Origin of the sequence: Paenibacillus hemerocallicola (assembly GCF_006265175.1) — a bacterium.
GTDB classification, from domain to species: Bacteria; Bacillota; Bacilli; order Paenibacillales; family NBRC-103111; genus Paenibacillus_AB; species Paenibacillus_AB hemerocallicola.
In genome coordinates, this window is record NZ_VDCQ01000001.1 from 1 (window position 1) to 15,233 (window position 15,233).

Annotated in this window: 17 protein-coding genes; 16 read left to right on the plus strand and 1 reads right to left on the minus strand. The window is 45.2% G+C overall.

Features of this window, described 5'->3' with window-relative positions:
* Positions 1 to 340: 340 nt before the first annotated feature.
* The 16 genes from FE784_RS00005 to fosB all read left to right on the plus strand — a co-directional run bounded on the left by FE784_RS00005 (position 341) and on the right by fosB (position 14,335).
* A complete protein-coding gene (locus FE784_RS00005; RefSeq protein ID WP_246131828.1) occupies positions 341 to 700 on the plus strand; it encodes an ArsR/SmtB family transcription factor in 360 nt (119 codons plus the stop codon).
* Between the two features lie 134 nt (positions 701 to 834).
* On the plus strand, positions 835 to 1,668 hold the full coding sequence (locus FE784_RS00010) for an aldo/keto reductase (protein WP_281286992.1): 834 nt from the start codon (positions 835 to 837) through the stop codon (positions 1,666 to 1,668).
* Positions 1,669 to 2,007: 339 nt separating this feature from the next.
* Entirely contained in the window at positions 2,008 to 2,868 is an 861-nt protein-coding gene (locus FE784_RS00015) for an aminoglycoside phosphotransferase family protein (protein WP_139600066.1), read from the plus strand.
* A gap of 172 nt (positions 2,869 to 3,040) precedes the next feature.
* Positions 3,041 to 3,370, plus strand: coding sequence for a DUF3024 domain-containing protein (locus FE784_RS00020; protein ID WP_139600067.1), 330 nt, complete (start codon positions 3,041 to 3,043; stop codon positions 3,368 to 3,370).
* A gap of 324 nt (positions 3,371 to 3,694) precedes the next feature.
* Entirely contained in the window at positions 3,695 to 4,108 is a 414-nt protein-coding gene (locus FE784_RS00025) for a BlaI/MecI/CopY family transcriptional regulator (protein WP_139600068.1), read from the plus strand.
* Positions 4,105 to 5,640: a M56 family metallopeptidase gene (locus FE784_RS00030; RefSeq protein ID WP_139600069.1), complete on the plus strand. Its 1,536-nt coding sequence runs from the start codon at positions 4,105 to 4,107 to the stop codon at positions 5,638 to 5,640. Before FE784_RS00025 ends, FE784_RS00030 begins: the two co-directional genes overlap by 4 nt.
* Positions 5,641 to 5,679: 39 nt before the next feature.
* Complete coding sequence (locus tag FE784_RS00035; RefSeq protein WP_139600070.1) at positions 5,680 to 6,411, plus strand: hypothetical protein; 732 nt, start codon at positions 5,680 to 5,682, stop codon at positions 6,409 to 6,411.
* A complete protein-coding gene (locus FE784_RS00040; protein WP_139600071.1) occupies positions 6,408 to 7,214 on the plus strand; it encodes a V-type ATPase 116kDa subunit family protein in 807 nt (268 codons plus the stop codon). The genes FE784_RS00035 and FE784_RS00040 overlap by 4 nt, the downstream gene beginning before the upstream one ends.
* 233 nt (positions 7,215 to 7,447) lie before the next feature.
* Positions 7,448 to 9,487, plus strand: coding sequence for a carbohydrate binding domain-containing protein (locus FE784_RS00045; RefSeq protein ID WP_139600072.1), 2,040 nt, complete (start codon positions 7,448 to 7,450; stop codon positions 9,485 to 9,487).
* Between the two features lie 232 nt (positions 9,488 to 9,719).
* The gene (locus FE784_RS00050; protein ID WP_139600073.1) at positions 9,720 to 10,313 is read left to right on the plus strand and encodes a 2-phosphoglycerate kinase; all 594 of its coding nucleotides are present in this window, start codon (positions 9,720 to 9,722) and stop codon (positions 10,311 to 10,313) included.
* A gap of 43 nt (positions 10,314 to 10,356) precedes the next feature.
* Positions 10,357 to 10,791 carry a GNAT family N-acetyltransferase gene (locus tag FE784_RS00055; RefSeq protein WP_139600074.1) on the plus strand — a complete coding sequence of 145 codons (435 nt, stop codon included), beginning with the start codon at positions 10,357 to 10,359 and terminating at the stop codon, positions 10,789 to 10,791.
* Between the two features lie 140 nt (positions 10,792 to 10,931).
* Positions 10,932 to 11,309, plus strand: a complete 378-nt coding sequence (locus FE784_RS00060) for a Rid family detoxifying hydrolase (protein ID WP_139600075.1) — start codon at positions 10,932 to 10,934, stop codon at positions 11,307 to 11,309.
* Between the two features lie 97 nt (positions 11,310 to 11,406).
* On the plus strand, positions 11,407 to 11,949 hold the full coding sequence (locus FE784_RS00065) for a GNAT family N-acetyltransferase (protein WP_139600076.1): 543 nt from the start codon (positions 11,407 to 11,409) through the stop codon (positions 11,947 to 11,949).
* Between the two features lie 135 nt (positions 11,950 to 12,084).
* Positions 12,085 to 12,540: an 8-oxo-dGTP diphosphatase gene (locus tag FE784_RS00070; RefSeq protein WP_139600077.1), complete on the plus strand. Its 456-nt coding sequence runs from the start codon at positions 12,085 to 12,087 to the stop codon at positions 12,538 to 12,540.
* A 58-nt stretch (positions 12,541 to 12,598) separates the two neighbouring features.
* Positions 12,599 to 13,111 carry a hypothetical protein gene (locus tag FE784_RS00075; protein ID WP_139600078.1) on the plus strand — a complete coding sequence of 171 codons (513 nt, stop codon included), beginning with the start codon at positions 12,599 to 12,601 and terminating at the stop codon, positions 13,109 to 13,111.
* A 789-nt stretch (positions 13,112 to 13,900) separates the two neighbouring features.
* Positions 13,901 to 14,335, plus strand: coding sequence for a metallothiol transferase FosB (fosB, locus tag FE784_RS00085; protein ID WP_139600079.1), 435 nt, complete (start codon positions 13,901 to 13,903; stop codon positions 14,333 to 14,335).
* A gap of 108 nt (positions 14,336 to 14,443) precedes the next feature.
* Here the strand turns inward: fosB and FE784_RS00090 are convergent, their stop codons facing one another.
* A complete protein-coding gene (locus FE784_RS00090; protein ID WP_139600080.1) occupies positions 14,444 to 15,145 on the minus strand; it encodes an aspartate/glutamate racemase family protein in 702 nt (233 codons plus the stop codon).
* Between the last annotated feature and the right edge of the window lie 88 nt (positions 15,146 to 15,233).

Here is a 15,233-nt window from a genome sequence, read left to right on the forward strand (position 1 = left end):
TTTTTTAACCTCCCGTGTCTCAACCTATGGGAGCATTATAATCGGTCACACCTTATGTTTGCACGGCGATACGGTTGGTTCCGTGCAGCTTGCTCGGCAAATACGAGCCGGATTGCTCGATGCCGGGGTTGAAATCCGAAAACTTAGTGAATGGTATTGATTCTTAGTAATGTATTTCTTCACCAGACAATTAAATTCAAGCTTAATCGTTATGATCGATTTTGATTCAATACATTGTTAATCTCTAAGGCATACCGGATTTTACTAAATGACTATTTTAATCTATTTTGTGATACGATAGTCCATAAGATTAAACCATTCAACAGAGGTGACAACCATCTTGGATCGTAAGGAACGACTGAAAGAGCTCGCCGCAGAATTCAATGCATGTCAACGAGCATTAACTGCGATTGGAGATGAAACGCGACAATCCATTATTATGGCTTTAATCGACGGCGAGAGTGAATGTAAACAAGGGATTCGGGTAGGGGAGCTTACAGCGAGGACAAATTTGTCCCGTCCGGCAGTGTCCCATCATCTGAAGGTATTGAAAGATGCCAATTTAATCGGGATGAGCCGGGAAGGCACGATGAATTATTATTATTTGGATATTGTGAGAAGCGATATTTTCAAGCTGAAGAGGCTTTTTGACAACATTGGACACTTTATACACGATTATCAGGACGAATCCTCTCCCTGATAAACGGAGGTGGTATTGATGTCCGATACAATCAGGGTTCCAGAAGGTCACGCAGTCCATGAACAACTGTTGAAGATGGGGATAAACTCGATTGAGTTGTGATACAGCAAAACGAAAAAAGGAGGGATTCTCAATTGGAAAATTACGTTTTGAATAATGGCGTTGTAATGCCAAAGGTTGGACTCGGTGTATATAAAATTAAAAGTAAAAACGAAGACGCATTAATATGGGCATTGAAAAATGGGTACCGACATCTCGATACCGCGGCTTTCTATCATAATGAGGAGCTTATTGCCAGTGCGATCAAAAAGTCGGGCGTAAAAAGAAGCGACATCTTTATAACGACAAAGGTTTGGAGTTCGGATCTTGGAAAAAAGACGAAACAAGCTTTTGAAACGAGTCTGAAAAAGCTGCAGACCGATTATATCGATCTTTATTTAATCCACTGGCCGGTGGCCAAGTACGTCGAAAGCTGGCGAATCATGGAGGGGTTATATGAAGAGGGGAAAATAAGAGCAATTGGTGTGGCTAATTTTGAACGCAATCATCTCGAAGAGGTGTTGGAACACGGAACCATCATTCCTGCGGTAAATCAAATACAAACTAACCCTTTCTTGCAACAAAATAAACTCCATGAATACCTGGTAAAACACAACATACAACACGTAGCATGGGGGCCTTTCGGACAGGGAAACAAGCAGTTGTTCAATCATCCTGCGCTGACAGAAATTGCGGACAGGCACGGTAAAACTACGGCGCAAGTCATGCTCAGGTGGAGTATCCAGCGAGACATCGCGGTTATTCCAAAATCCATTAATCCCGAAAGACTGAGGATAAATATGGATATATTCGATTTTCGCTTATCTGAGGAAGAAATGACACGAATATCTGCACTAGAAAGAAACAAAAGAGGATTTAACGATCCGAACAACAAGTTTTTTTTATGGGTAACCCGTTTTATTCGATAACATGATCATAATAGATCCGGTACTAATAAACTGAAGGACGCACGTATTCATAGTGTAGCTGCAGATGTGACCCATTATGATGCGGTAATTGCCGGGATTCCAGAAAAGGTTGACTATATGGCGGATTTTGTTGGTCGTCCACGGAGATGAATCGGCAGTCGTTCTATGCTGTGTTTGTCCTCCCGGAAGATTTTAGCCAAAAGCAGGCGACCTTTCAAACCGATGCCCCCCAATCGCCAACGGTTGAACTATTGGTGAATCAGGGCAAGCATTACACGACCGCCACAACTTACATAAGAGAGACAAGAAGTTATATGACCCCGCGAAAGGCAGAAAACTATGAACAATCCGATCAGAGATGTTAATTGGAGAGACAAAAGCAAAGCCGTTGATTCACTTTCCGAATATAGCAGTTCATTAACCGTAATTCCTTTGGATTCAGGACTTGAGGCGGAAGTGGCAAGAATTTGCTTGGATGGAACCAGTTTTGTGATCAAAATATGGAACAAGGCATCAAAGCCAAATGTCGAAGGCCAGTTTAAGCTGTTAAAGGCGTTATATAACCGAGGTTTATCCGTTTCGGAGCCCATGGGTTGGGGGATGGATAAAGATGGGAATCCTGTATTATTAACGAGCTTTGATGGATCGCCAATAAAGAAAGTAAATCAGCCTATCCTTATTTCGCTTGCCAAGATATTATCCGATGTACACAAGTTTCCTTTGGATCGTTTGGACGGTTCCATTCTTTATAAATATGATTTTATAAACTACTTTTATCCAAGAATAGAAGAACATAAAGATATACATACTCTGCTTAATCAGCTTGTAGAGCGTAGCAAGATCAAGCAAGATCAACTCATTCATGGCGATTTTAATCTGGGCAATATACTGGAATCAGAGGGGAACTATACAGTAATCGATTGGACGAATGGACAGCTTGGCGATCCGAGGTATGATATTGCTTGGTCAATTGTTTTAATCAGAATATATGTGGGCCAAAGATATGGAGCCATGTATCATTCTGCATGTTTATCGGAAAATCAATATACCGTAGATGAACTGGAATTATTCGAGGCGATAGCTTGTCTAAGATGGATATTGCTTAGTAGAATTGCTGATTTGCCTAAAGGAAAAGAAACATTCGCAAGAGTAAGGAGCATTTTGAAACAAAATATACATTTGAATGAAAATTTGCTTTGATTTGTGAAATTGCGGATGGATAGCAAATCTCAATAAGTAGACAACCACGTATATAACAATCTTGCACCTTTCGCCCAAGCGCTCCATGGCTTTAAGTGTGAGCGTTCTGGAACGAACTTTATGAGAAAAATCTTTGTAATTCCTATCATATAAATACATTGGAGGGACGTATATGGACGACTTCACTAAAACCCGAGTAACAAAAATCATGGAAAAGTACACGGAAAATAAAATACCAAAGCATCTGCAAAACCAAATTAGAATGACGTTCAAAATTAGAGGAAACAATGTTACCTTACTGGAAGAAAGACCTGCATTCAGGGGAGATCAATGGGTACAGTTAGACATTGCACAATTCAGGCTGGATCAAAACAAATGGAAGGTCTATTGGAGGGATAGTAAGGATAAGTGGCATCTGGTGGAAGAGATTACACCGGAAGAAGATTATGAAAAACAACTAATGAGAGTAGACAAGGACAATACTGGAGTTTTCTGGGGGTAATCCAAGAAGATTCATGCATCGGGCCGACTCGCCGCCCCTTGGTCGACAGTGGTTTCAGGAAGCGATTCAGGATACACTCCTGCAATCCATAACCGCGTCGCGGCAATGCCTTCGACCCAAGGGGGGGCGTCATGAATGCGAGATCGATGGACGGTATTGTTCGAAAGGTGAAGTAAGACATATCTTGAGGACGAGACCGATGAATAATTGTAAATTGACTATAACAATAGTCTAATGGCGATCCGATAGTAATATAGAGGAATATTATTGTTGTGAATAGACTATCCGTATAGTCTTATAGCTGGTATGAAAGGAGCAGCATGTATGTCGGGCAAAGATCGCCTGATTACGCCATCCGAGCTGATTGTGATGAAAGTGATATGGAAGGAGCAGCCGTGTACGGCATCCCAAATCGTGGATCGCATCTCCAAGCGGTCCGATTGGCACTTCCGGACCATCAAAACGCTGCTGCGGAATCTGGTCGCGAAGCAGGCCGTCGGCTACCGCGTGGATGCGCATGATAGCCGAGTCTATCATTATTACGCATTAGTCCAGGAAGAAGATTATCTCAAGCAGGAGCGCGAACAGTTTTTGAAGCTGTATTATGACGGGAGTTTGAGCACTTTGCTAACAGGTTTTCTTAAGGACGGCAGCATGACCCCGGAGGAAGCAGGGCAACTGAGAAGCTTGTTAAACCGTCGCATGGGCGAGCAGGATGACGGTGGAACCACGAAATGATACTGCTGCATGTGATTGTCATGAAAGTGCTGGATCTGACCCTATCCGCTTCCGTCCTTGTCGTGGTCGCGCTTGCTTTGCGCCGGTTCGGCGCGAGATGGTCGAGCCCGCGCGTCGTGCGGTGGCTGTGGTTTATTTTATTGGTCAAATTGGCCGTTCCATTCAACGTACCGAGTCCTTTCAGCGTCGAGAACTGGACGGATATTTGGTTTTATCATCATCCGTACAGTGTCAACAGGGCATTGGAGGCCGCAGGGGCCGGGTGGAATGGAGCGCAGGAAGCGTGGACAAATCTCTGGGGGACTACGGACAGCGGTTACGCCTCCGGACGGATCGAAGACAGTATTTCGGCGGAGAAGGCGGGTTGGGCTCCCGATCCGGATGTTGTTAAGCTGAGTAGACAAAGCGACGGGTTGCAGAGCATTTTAACGGGGGCGGGCATGATATGGCTTGGGGGCTTTATTGCCTCTCTTGCACTTTGGACGATCAGGAGCCGCAAGGCGCGACGACTGGTTGCCCATGCGCTTCCCTGCGGAGATACGCGGGTATTGAGTCTGTTTCAGCATTGCAAGGAAGAAGCCGGGGTGAAGAAAAACGTCCGTTTGATGGTTTCCGGGACGATTTATCCGGTACTGTACGGTTTGTTCAAGCCGCGTCTCCTGCTTCCTTACGATTACGCAAGCCTTTATGATGCCGGTGAGCTTCGGCACATTTTACTTCACGAGTTGAATCATGTGAGGCAGTATGACATTGCCGTTCTCCGATTGTCCCGGCTTTTGCAGGCGGTGCATTGGTTCAATCCGCTGATTCGTCTTGCTGTTGGAAAAATCAGGGATGATGTTGAAATCAGCTGCGATGCCCGTGTTTTGCGCCGGATGAGTGCGGAGGAGCAGCTCCGTTACGGGATGCTGTTAATCAAGCAGGGCGAGCTGAACCACCGTTTTGTACATCCTGACTACACCGGTGCCCAATGGGCCGCAGGACGATCGCAATTGAAGGAGCGCATTTTGAAAATTGCCGGATACGCTTCTATTAAAGGAGGCAAGCTGTCCTCCTTCATTTCTGCAGTTGTGCTCGTACTTATGTGCGGCGGCTTTTTGACGGGGAGTAATCTGTATGCGGAGGTAGAAGGCAGCAAGACGACCAATCCGACGCTTTATGTATTTTGGCTGGCCGATCACGCCAATCCGCGCAGCATGGCGGTCATCGACAGCATCTCGAATCAAATGACCGGCATGTCCGGGCCGGACGAGGAAGCCGTCATGCTGTTGAAAGAGGCCGTCATGCAAAGTGCATTTCGTCAGGCGATGAATAGGCTGGAGGTATTGTCCGGACTGAATCCGGATCGGCCTGTGGTCATCCGATCGGATCGCATTCAAGAAGAGCTTGATCGAAGAGGACTCGACACGGGGAGACTTTGGGTGACATTGAAATACGATTACACCCATATAAAAGCGTTCGCTTTTGGTTTGGGTAAAAGTACGTTGGTGGATTTGACCGATTCCGGGCTGAACGATGAAATCGAGCTTTAATTCGATTGGATTCGATCTTATTTTGAAAGGGGAAGCGACATGAACATGTTTGTTTCAGGCGGAGTGGAGAGCTCTGCGGCCATGTATACCCGTTTCATGCAATTGAACAAGGCCGGATTGGCCGGTAGAGGTCCAACCGGCTTTGGCCATGTATTGGCTCAGGCATATTCACGGAATGTGACAAGCGGCTTGTCAGGATTATACGGTGTGTCCGTTGGGGTGGAGTCAATTCCCAAGGATGAGCGGGAAATTTCGAACAGAGGCAGGAACGGAGAATTGAAGGATGTCATGATCCCGCCAAGCGTGGCGGAGAAAATGCAAAGCGACCCGGCGCTTCGGGCTAAGGTGGAGGGTTCTATCTATCATTATATCCATGTGGAACGGCCGGACTTCATCAGAACGGATCAGCTGTACGGGATCAAAACCGTAGGGTCCAGCCTAATTATTCATGAGGACGGCACATGGACCATTTGGAGCGCCTCGGTAACTTCTCCCGAGGAAGTGGAGAAGGGAAGAAAGCTAGAGGCGGAGAAGCTGAAGAGAAGGGCCGGTGAGCGGCAACTGGAAGAGCTGCGTGGAAGCAGCGCATGGTTGGGCATGACCGCGCAAATGCCGTTTATGACAAGCGATGTACCCGGTAATGCTTGGTTTTCACAGGATATGAATTCGAATACGTATCTGGCTCTGCTGCAAAAGATGATTGAAGCCAAAGCACTTCAGCGGTATTATGCGACAAGCTCGATTTCGTCCAGAGGAGGTTTTCATTTGTGAGGATAGACTATACATATAGTCCTTTCGTCGGTCTATCGATTCCGGGAAGTATCGCCAGCTCCAAATGGACAAGACTTGCGGATCAGAATGGAGACAAGCAAACAACGATAAAGCAGGACAGCTTGTCCATCAGCCGACAAGCTCAATCCGAGTTGAAGCAAAATGGAAGCCAATCCTCGATGATGGGGAGATTGATGGAACAAAAACAAAACCTCATGGAGAGACGACAGCGCTACATAACCCAGGCTATGGAGAAGGGCACGAGTCCGGATGTGATGGAAATGGAATTGGAAGAGATGGATGTCCACCTTGCAAAAATCGATAGTCAGTTGCGCGAGCTGCAGCTTAAGGAGCAAAGGAAGGCGCTGGGAGTGGATGACGAGAGCGGGGAAGACGAGAAATCGAACGAGGAGGACCGGAACGGCAGTGCCGCCCGCTTCGATGGAGAACAAGCCGAATCGTTTGGAGTGCCCGGAATGAGGAGTCTGATATCGGCAAGTATGGATATTAAGCAGGGCAGCAGTGTGACGAGGGCTCAATTGACTCTGAACAGGGAGGCCAAATTTTGGGAGCATAGCGATCCGGCACGTTCGGCGCAGTTAAGGGACAAGGCGGAGGCGCTGGATGGCAAGCTGCTCGAGATCGTCGGGCATGTAAATGAAGCGATGGCGGAACAGAGCCGCGAGACTCGTCCAGACGAATCCACTCCGCATGACACTTCCGAGAGCAGGTCTGACGGGGGTTCCCGGCCGGAACATACTCTGGACCATACCGAATCTGCCCCTGACGAAGAGCGAGGATAGAGTGTCAATAAAAGGATCGCCTTAAATGGAATTCCTAGCCGCAAACGGCTCATAATCCGTTATAAAATGATCTTTTGTTGCATGGCTGTATCTTTTGGAGCATTCAACGGTGCAAAGGAGCATTGCTTGGAGCAACAGCTTGTCCGTATATTGGGAAGGACAGTTCCGGATCGAATGGCCCGGCCGTCTAACTACATCACCATGGAGGAGCATGAATACGTGGAAAATAATCGATGCAGGCAACAATCGTTAAAGTGGTATTGGTTTGGGGGCTTGTCCTGATGCAGATGCCCGCTACCTCCGCAAACGCTTCCGGAAACATTTGGTATGACAAGTTCGAAGCCTACGAGGCGCTGAACGGAAACAATTGGTATACCATGACGAACGCCAACGCCTTGGGATGGTCGGAAGCGTATTTGCTGCAAAGCTATCTGAACGTCTACGAATCAAGCGAGCAGACGCAGTGGCTGGACAAATTCGTGCTTCATGTCGACACGATCATCGGCAACGCGTCCGATTTGGACGGCGACGGTTATCTCGGCTGGGAAAATTACGCGGCGAGTCCCGCCAGAGTCGTCGACGGGGACTTCGAAACGGTCCACCCGGCCGACAGCACGCTGCCCCGGAATTGGGCGCGCTCACCGGACACTTCGGCCGCGAATGCGATTCGCACCAATGCGTCGGGCAGCTACAAAACCGGTTCATGGGGTGTCCGGATCACTTCGAACGGCACCGTGTTCCAGTCGTTGCGGCAGTCTATCCCTTATGAACCGAACGTCATCTATACGATGCGCCTGAACGCCAAGACAAACGGTTCGGCCGCCCAAGGCAAAGCCAACATTTACGACCATACGACTTCCGCGCTCCTTGCGACCATCATTGTCAACGACACGCAATGGAAAGAGTACGAGGTCAGCTTCGTGACGCCTCCCGTCGGACATGACGTCCGCATCTATTTGACGCATAACAATTATACCGTATCGGGCGGCGAAGTTTACTTCGACGATGTCAAAGTAAGCGGACGTTATCCGTACATCGGGCTGGACGGGAACCTTGGCCTGGCCTTCTCCAAATTTATCAAGTTGGTATACGGCAGCCCGGATCTCCACAGCGCCTACTTGACCAAGGCGAACAACTATCTCGCCTTCCTGGAAAACAACATCGTTCCCCGTTGGCAGTACAGCAGCTACATCGGCAATGCGTGGATGACGCCGACCTCGACGACCGGCTATTACATCAAGCCGACCAATCTGTTGACGTTTTCCAACGAGAGCACCTGGATCAACGCGGAGGGCATATTGCCCTACAACCACTTTTTCATGTTCAGCCTGATGCTGAACGATCTGTATGACGTAACGGGTAATATCGCCTACAAAGACAAGGTGGACCGGATGAATACGTTCTTCAAAAACAATCTGCAGGTTCAAAGCACAGGCTACAAATGGAGGTATGTGTACGGAGGACAGGTGGAGGATGTCGGACATGGCAATCTGGACATTTATTCCGCGCTGCAGCTGTTCAATGCGGGACGCATCTTCAACGGCAACGACATGATCCGCTTTAAAAACACGCTCGTAGACAATATGTGGAACCAGTCGCTGACCAATCCGAAGGTCGGCATCGTCGTGGACGGATCGAACAACGCCAACACGACGAAGACGCTTAACCTCAATGCCTGGACCAACTTGTCCCAATTCGATCCGCTTCCGTGGAAAATCGCGGCGGAGCAATATCGCGGCATATCCGCGATCAGCTCACCCGGCCATATGCTCACGCTGACGGAAATCATGAAGTGGGACCCGGAGAAGCTGGTCAACCGCGGCTTCGAGCTGAAATCGGCGCTCGACGGCACTTTGCCGGCGCGCTGGGAACGCCACAATGCGACCGCCGCCCAGGCGTATCTGGACAGCGTGAATAAAAAATCGGGCTCCTACGGAGCTACTATCGTAGCCGGAGGCAGCACCCAGCAAACGTTGTACCAGCGCTGGACCGACTTCACGCCCAACGCCAGCTACACGCTGATCTTTGACGCCAAGGCCGACGCTTCTGGCGCCGGGGGCAAGATTACGGTCAACAACCGGACGACCGGCACGATCATTGCCTCTTATCCGTTCTACAACACCGAGTGGCAAAGCATGAGCTTTACGTTCACAGCTCCGGCCAATGCGGGCGATATGGTCAACATTTATCTCGGCCACAGCCTGAGCACGATCGCCAATGCCCAGGTTCATTATGACAACGTAAAAATCAGACGGACCGGAGACACTTGGTAAGACAAGAGCGCGAAACTGTACGGCCGCCCGGTCCCCGTCTTGCCCTTTGGCGGGACGGGGACATCATCCGGCCGGGATCAACCCGATTTTACGTAGCGCGGGCTTCCGTCTCTTGGCGGTCAGATGTATAATCATGGAAGAGGGTACCGGCAATACGCGACCCGGCCTTAGATGCAACTATCTAAGGCCGGGTCGCGTCGTAATCAAAATAGTTTACGAGGGGGGATTATTTATGATTATTCTAATTAGTGGGAATAGCTGTACCGGTAAGACGCTTATGTCTCAAAAACTACTCGAGAAATATCACATTCCTTATTTGTCGATCGACCATATAAAGATGGGAATGTACAGAGCGGATGCCGGGTGCGGGTTTACCCCGCTCGATAGCACGGAACATATCGGAGAGAAATTGTGGCCCATTATTAAAGGCATTATTATGACCAATATCGAAAATAGCCAAAATATTATAATTGAAGGTTGCTACATATTGCCACACTATATAAAGGACTTTGAGGCAGCCTATTCGGAGAAAATCATATCGGTTTTTATTGGTTTTTCACAAAATTATATTGAGAAAAACTTCACGTCAAATATTGTGAAACATAGGAATGCTATAGAAGATCGGGGCTATCCGGAAGAGGGGATAATCGACGATTATATTGATGAGCACGATGCTTTTAGAAGGAAATGTCTTGCCAATGATGTTGACTACTTTGAAATTGACAAAAATTATGAGGAAGAGATTACCAAGGTTTATGATTTTATAGAGACTCAAAAACGAGAAATTGATAGAAAATTCAAATCATTTAACGCGCGAATGGTATAAGAAATCGACGCAATATAATCCAAAAAAAACAGGGTGACATAGCATGAATATTGAGACTAATGGCTATCTCATAAGTGATGATAAACATTTATTGGACCTTGAAACGATTAAAGGATTTTTGGCCCGCAGCTATTGGGCGAATCGGAGAACGAATGAAAGGATAGAAAAATCGATTCAAAACTCTATTTGTTACGGGGTTTACCAAGATGGAAAGCAAATTGGGTTTGCAAGAGTTGTAACTGATCGTGCAACGATGTATTGGTTGTGTGATGTATATATCGACGAGGATTATCGAGGGCAAAGTATTGGAAAGAAATTAGTAGAAAGCATAACGAAATCAGAGGAATTAAAAGATTTAATGGGAATATTAGGAACACGAGATGCTCATCATTTATATGAACAATATGGATTCGAGGCGGATAAGGAACGAATGATGAGAAGAATGCCTGACTATGTAAGGAACATGAATAAAACATAAAGTGTGAGTTTCCCACAGGAGGCGTCGACATCTTATAACACCGTATTCATGCTACGGGCGTAACAGCCATTTACTTGGATGAGGATGTAAATGAAAGGTCTTGATCTACGATGTTCGATATGGAAACGGGAGGTTATATCATGAAAGAAGTTATTTTTACGGAGAATGCACAAAAACCAGAAGGAATGCCATATTCGCAAGCAATAAAAGTAGGAAATACAGTATACGTAGCAGGACAAGGACCTTTTGATCCCGCAACAGGTAAATTGGTTGGAAATACATTAGAAGAGCAAGCGAGAAGGACACTGGAAAACCTTAAAGCAATTTTGGAAGAAGCTGGTGCCAAGCTGACGGATGTTGTTAAGGTAACTGTTCTCCTCGGAGACGGAGCAGGATTCGATGAATTTAATTTGATTTACAAAGATTATTTTTCCAAACCCTATCCAGCTAGAACTATTGGGCCAGCCCATCAAATGGGATTTATGGTGCAGATCGATGCTATTGCAATTATAGATTAGAAGTGTAAAGTAGCCTTCGGCCTTAGAGGGATTCGTGAATGCGGCATCGTTATAAGAAATCCTGCAAAAAATTACAAACATACATGGTGGTGAGAAGGTGATTCGAAAAGCTACTCTTGCTGACTTGGATTTCTTGATTCAGATAGATTTGAAAAAGGAGGGGCTTACTTTAACTGAAGAATCTCAGATGATGAATGAAGATTTAAGACTACACCGCGAGAAAATAATGAAATTTTTGATTGATGAAAACAGGGGAGCATTCGTTTATGAGGAGGATAACGCTGGAAATAGAATTGGAATGATTATGTATTCAATCGCGAATAGAGATGAAAAGTATCCCCCCTCCTGGAAAACCATATTCCATGAGCTTGACCGAAAGCTATTTCAGGAAGACGGTCGCTTTGTGGAAATATTTAATTTGTGGGTAGCCCCGGGTTTTCGAAGGTCTGGAATAGCTACAAAACTGAAGAGGAAACTAGAAGAAGTAGCAAAAATCCATGATGTAAATTTAATATATACGCACACGGAAGAGCAAAACATACATGTCGTTGAGCTCAATAAGAAGCTTGGGTACAAGGAAATTAGACGAGGGCCAATTTGGGATGAGGTAATTCGCATCAGCTTAATAAAACATCTATAAAGGGCAATGTGTTATATGGAGGGAATCGCCAGTTGAATGAGGTGGTTCTTAAACAGCTTTAAGTCATTGTAAATCCTAGTATTCGCAATTAGAAAAATGATAGAAATTGAGACACATAAAGAAGGGGATTATCCAATGCCGAAGGTTGAACTAACAAATATGTGCATGATTTATGATAAAACCAATAATAAAGTTTTAGTTCAGGAACGAATTAAATCATGGAAAGGGATTACATTTCCTGGTGGGCATGTCGAAGATGGAGAAAGTCTAGTAGATTCTACAATCCGAGAGATAAAGGAAGAAACAGGTTTGACGGTATCCGATCTACAACTCTGTGGAATTGTACACTGGCATAATGATCTGACAAATGATAAATATTTTGTTTTTAATTTTAAAACAGAGGTGTTCAGCGGGGAAATATTGGAGGAAACAGATGAAGGAAAAGTTTTTTGGGTGAATAAAGATGAATTGCCAACGCTTCAATTTGCAGAAGGTTTTGAAGAGAGATTACCGATGTTTTTCGAAACGAAGCATTCTGAAGGTTTTGCAGTGTGGAATGAAGGGAAAGCAGGTCAATTAAAATGGTTGTAGTATCTTAATGAAGAACTTTATGTGAAAAAGTTGCAACATAAATAAAGAGGAAACTTACATGATTCTTTGTGTTGAACTTTGTGAAGATGATTATGATAATTATATTGACTTTAGTGAATCCAACCTTGTTTTTAATGCTCCATTCGAAACGATGAAATCATTTAACGCTTGGGGGATTACCGTCCTCCAAGGAGCTAATTGTCTAAAGCAAATTAGACAAGTGGTTTATCTTCCGGACAATAAGGACTTTTATATTTCAGGTTTTACAGAAGTGAGTTTTAAGGAAATAAGGTCAGGCAGTATATCAATCGCACTGTATAAGGATAATTTAGGTGAAGGATTTATCAAAGATAGTAATAACAACATCGTGAAAATCAATAAGGAATGGAGAAGCACAGACCAAACGAATTTCTTTCAGTACGAATTTTGTGGCGTTACAGATTGGCCACACGGACAAGGTGAGCTAAAAATTAATGCAGAAGGTAGACCATCGTTAGCAGTTGAAACTGATTTTATTGTAACAACAGGAGAGTACATACTGAATGTAGATAAATTTGGATTTAAAAGATAAAACATATTTACCAAATTTTAACGAAGAGGGCCCGAACAAAGAAATATTTGCTTGTTTTCATTGTAAGAAGGGGTATTTAAGCAAACCTCTAGACAAGAAATAAGCAAAGATGAAATAAAAAGAATGAAGTATCAATGCCCCCAATGCAGCACACCAATGAATGATAGGGGGCATGACTTTAAAGCTCCAAAACAAACAGATTGAAGACAATGGAGGAAGGTGGAAAAACGAATTTTCTTATCATTCTAGACCTGCTAGTTTAAGTGAAGTAAATGATTTTATCGAAAATGAATAAGACTTTTAAAACTGACGTGGAATTATTGCTAAATAAATTAAATTGTTCATAGCATTCAACAATAAATATAATAAAATGCAAAGGCAGAAGACTATGGGACCTTCATATCCAGAGAAAACAAGGGTTGAGTCCAATAACACTTGAAGAATGGTTAGAGTACATTAATCATGATGCAAAGCTCCAGTCTGCCGAAAAACTCGTGATAAATACGCCAACCGGTTCAACGTTATCCATGTGCGTGAAAGGAATAGCTATATGGGATACTAGGAGATAAGGAAAATATAGTATCTCCTTTATCTATAAAAGTAGCAGGATAAACACTACATATTTGGATGAATTCCAAATAACGAAAATGAAAGAAATAGCTGAAAAGTTAGATGCAATTGTAGTTGGAGATGATGGAGAAGAGTATTAAGTTGGATGTAAGGGATTCCAGAATGGAACGTTATCCGTAACTTCTGAAGAAAGAACAAATAATCAAAGGAAGATTATTTATGCAAATTCAAGGCGTAAATCACATTTGCTTATCTGTTTCTAATTTGGAACAATCCATCTTTTTCTATAAGCAAGTTTTTGAAGCCAAGCTTTTAGTACAGGGTAAGAAGCTTGCTTATTTTGATTTGAATGGATTATGGCTTGCGTTAAATGAACAACCCGAGATCGAAAGGAATGAAATATACGAATCTTACACCCATATTGCATTCACAATAGGGGAGGAAGACTATGAAACTTGCAGAAGTAAATTGAATGAATTGCAAGTTAACCTATTGCCTGGCAGAGAACGGGATGAGAGGGACAAAAGATCAATTTATTTTACAGATCCGGACGGACATAAATTTGAATTGCATACAGGAAAATTACAGGACAGAATGGAGTATTATAGAAACAGTAAATCGCATATGACATTTTTCGATGAGGACCTCGCATAACCATACATTCAGGCTACCGATCGCTAACGCGCCCCTCGATCAGCCTGATACAGCAAGCGAAGGTCCGGCGTTCGGTATTGGGTGACGGACTTGCTGGCGAGCCAGTTCTTAAGTTATCGGTGCATTCAGTGCAAATTCCACAGCTGCCCTTGCGTGAAGGTAGGTCGTATCGAAAAGAGGCAAGGGTCCGTCTCCCTCCTGAAGGAGGAGCGGAATTTCCGTGCAGCCCAAAATGATGCCTTCCGCCCCTTGGGCACGCAGACGCTCGATAATTTGCAGATACTCCGCTTTGGACGACGGATTCAACTCCCCCCGACACAACTCATGAAAAATGATCTCATGAACCCGGTCCCGGTCCGCCTTCTCCGGAACGATCGCTTCGATACCGAGCTCTTGCAGACGCTCCCGGTAGAACGGCTGCTCCATCGTATACTGCGTTCCGAGCAGTCCTACCTTGTGGATCGATTGGCGCTTCACTTCGTTCGCCGTTACATCGATAATATGCAGCAGCGGGATGCTTACCGCGCGTTGGACATCCTCAGCGACGGTGTGCATCGTGTTCGTGCAGATCAGGACCACGTCACAACCGCTCGCCTCCAGCTTAACGGCCGCTTCCGCCAGGAGTGCAGCCGCCTCTTGCCACTTTCCCGCTTCCTGAAGCTGTACGACCTCCGAGAAATCGAAGGAGTATAGCAAACATTTCGCCGAGCGCAATCCTCCAAGTCGCGTTTTGATACCTATGTTAATGTACCGATAATAACAGGCTGTCGATTCCCAGCTTAAACCGCCGATCAAGCCGATGGTTTTCATTCTCGTTCACGCTCCCTTTTGATCCAAAGCATACCATGCTATACTGGTTGCTATAAGTGCCAGGAACGAGCTATTTGTATAGTACCAG